This is a genomic window from Corynebacterium sp. HMSC22B11 (assembly GCF_001815965.1).
GTDB lineage: Bacteria > Actinomycetota > Actinomycetes > Mycobacteriales > Mycobacteriaceae > Corynebacterium.
This window is the reverse complement of record NZ_KV823485.1, coordinates 1-1,922: the sequence shown is the minus strand read 5'-3', so window position 1 is coordinate 1,922 and position 1,922 is coordinate 1. Positions and strand designations below refer to the sequence as shown.

The 1,922-nt window shown below is 62.9% G+C and carries 4 protein-coding genes; 1 reads left to right on the top strand and 3 read right to left on the bottom strand.

Features of this window, described 5'->3' with window-relative positions; translation table 11 throughout:
- Nucleotides 1-138 precede the first annotated feature (138 nt).
- Both HMPREF3088_RS04220 and HMPREF3088_RS04215 read right to left on the bottom strand, forming a co-directional pair.
- Nucleotides 139-426 (bottom strand): GlsB/YeaQ/YmgE family stress response membrane protein, encoded by a 288-nt coding sequence (locus tag HMPREF3088_RS04220; protein ID WP_070758582.1) that lies wholly within the window; start codon nucleotides 424-426, stop codon nucleotides 139-141.
- A 62-nt stretch (nucleotides 427-488) separates the two neighbouring features.
- Nucleotides 489-962, bottom strand: coding sequence for a DUF488 domain-containing protein (locus HMPREF3088_RS04215; RefSeq protein WP_070758581.1), 474 nt, complete (start codon nucleotides 960-962; stop codon nucleotides 489-491).
- A 70-nt stretch (nucleotides 963-1,032) separates the two neighbouring features.
- Between HMPREF3088_RS04215 and HMPREF3088_RS04210 the strand changes: the two genes are divergently transcribed.
- Nucleotides 1,033-1,353, top strand: coding sequence for a hypothetical protein (locus HMPREF3088_RS04210; RefSeq protein WP_070758580.1), 321 nt, complete (start codon nucleotides 1,033-1,035; stop codon nucleotides 1,351-1,353).
- Nucleotides 1,354-1,366: 13 nt separating this feature from the next.
- On the opposite strand, the gene HMPREF3088_RS04205 is transcribed toward HMPREF3088_RS04210, so the two are convergent.
- Nucleotides 1,367-1,858 (bottom strand): flavodoxin family protein, encoded by a 492-nt coding sequence (locus HMPREF3088_RS04205; RefSeq protein ID WP_070758579.1) that lies wholly within the window; start codon nucleotides 1,856-1,858, stop codon nucleotides 1,367-1,369.
- Nucleotides 1,859-1,922 lie beyond the last annotated feature (64 nt).

The window sequence follows — 1,922 nt, the reverse complement described above, 5'->3', positions numbered from 1 at the left end:
GATCCCGTCCGCATCCCCTTTTGTCACTTAACCCGGAAAAGACACACTTTTCTTTACTTAACCCCAGAAACAGCTGAATCCGGCAAAAGAAAAAGGAGCCCCGAAGGGCTCCTTGGTGTGGGCTGTGCCGGAGGCGGTTTAGCGCTTCGGCAGAACCATCTTGAGGATCCACAGGAGGATCACCGCGCCGAGCAGGCAGGTCAGGAAGCTCCAGAACATGCCGCCGGAGTTGACGTTGAACAGGGTGAGGACCCAACCGCCGATGAAGCCACCGACGATACCAACGACGATGTTGGCGAGAACGCCCATCTGCGCGTCGGTGCCCATGATCTTCGAGCCGATCCAACCCGCCAGACCGCCGATGATGATCCAGCCGATGAATCCGAGGGCCGGGGTTGCTTGTGCTGCGAGAATCAATGTATCCATGCCCTCCAGTCTGCCAGCACCTGCGGTTTTATGCCAGGTTTATTTTTCTAGGGCGAATTACTCTAGCGATCGCGCCGCTCTCGGAGGGTGGCGTTGAGCCACTCCAGGAGCACGATCGCGTGGTTCTGTTCAGTGTCTTTCGCGCCATAGAGCAGCAGCACCCCGTCCTTCGCGGTCTGCTCGGTTTTCGCATCCGAACGGGGTGGCTTGGCGCCGGCCTCCTCGAGTTCCCGCAGTGCGTCCTCAATCTCCCCGTTATCGAGCGCATCATCCAGCTCCGTGCGGTAGCGGTTGCTGAAATCCGCGAAGCTCAGCTCACCCGAGTGGAAATCCTTGCGCAGCTCCGATGAGGGAGTCAGTTCCTTGGGCCAGCCCGTCAGGGGCAGATTCTCCTTGGATACTCCCCGTGGCCACAGCCGGTCGACCAGGAACCAGGCCTCTGCCTCGCCGCCGCTACCGCTGTTCTGGTCGCTGCTCTGCGCGCTCCCCTGTGCGCCGCTGTCTTTGACGACGTCGTAGACCCGTGCCAGTTCCATCTGTTCGCTCCTTCGTTCCGCTTATCTCTTCTTCCGCCCTCCACGGTACGTCCGCGGGTAACCTGGGGATATGTCTATGAATCTGAAGAAGGCCAAGGACGTCAACACTGCCGCTGTCATCGCCACCGGGCTCATCGGTGGCTGGCTCACCGCCCGCGAGACCGAGATCCGCCCGCTCGGTGGCGTGATTCTCGCTGCGGCCGGCGGTTACGCCGCCCGCTCCTGGAACGCCAAGGTTGGCGCGCCCACCGCCGCTGGGCTCACCGCCGGTTACCTCGGGGCCTTTGGCCTCTCCCACCCGCTGGCGAAGAAGATCGGCGCCTGGCCGGCTGTCCTCGCGGTCACCGCAGCATCCGCTGGTGCCGCGCACTTCCTCTCCGACGCGAAGTAAGCCCGCCCAGCCCTTAGCTGAGCAGCGCGCCCACCATGGCCTCCGCCATGGTGTCGAGCCGGTCCTGCTGCTCCGCCGGGTTCCCGGTGAAGGCCACAGGCTCAGCCGCCACCTCCCACTGCAGGCCGGTGATGATGGAATCCATCGCTTTCTCCGCCCCAGTGGTATCGAATCCACCCCGGATCCACCAGGAGACCGGGGTGCCCTTCTTTTCCTCGTTGACCTCGTAAAACAGGGTGTCGAAGTAGTGCTTCAGCGCTCCGGAGATATAGCCGAAGTTCGCGGTTGTTCCGAAGATCACCGCGTCCGCTGCCAGGAGTTCCGCCTTATCCGGTTCCAAGGCCTGGCGCTCAACCACCTCGATGCGCGGCGCGCTCTCCCCCAGCGCCTCGGCGGCCTGCGCGGCAGCCTCCTGACACTTCTCAATCACCCGCCGGGCTATCGGCCGCACCGTATCCGTCGGGCTGTGGTGCACGATCAGCAGAGTTCGAGTGTTGTTAGCCATGCCCCCATTATGGCCACCCGCGGGCCCGGAAGTGAACTGCTCCCCATTAGTTGGACTGAGAAAT

Bases quoted from the DNA above. Each gene is read 5' to 3' on its own strand.
- HMPREF3088_RS04220 (WP_070758582.1), bottom strand. From the start codon at position 426: ATGGATACATTGATTCTCGCAGCACAAGCAACCCCGGCCCTCGGATTC.
- HMPREF3088_RS04215 (WP_070758581.1), bottom strand. From the start codon at position 962: ATGGAACTGGCACGGGTCTACGACGTCGTCAAAGACAGCGGCGCACAG.
- HMPREF3088_RS04210 (WP_070758580.1), top strand. From the start codon at position 1,033: ATGTCTATGAATCTGAAGAAGGCCAAGGACGTCAACACTGCCGCTGTC.
- HMPREF3088_RS04205 (WP_070758579.1), bottom strand. From the start codon at position 1,858: ATGGCTAACAACACTCGAACTCTGCTGATCGTGCACCACAGCCCGACG.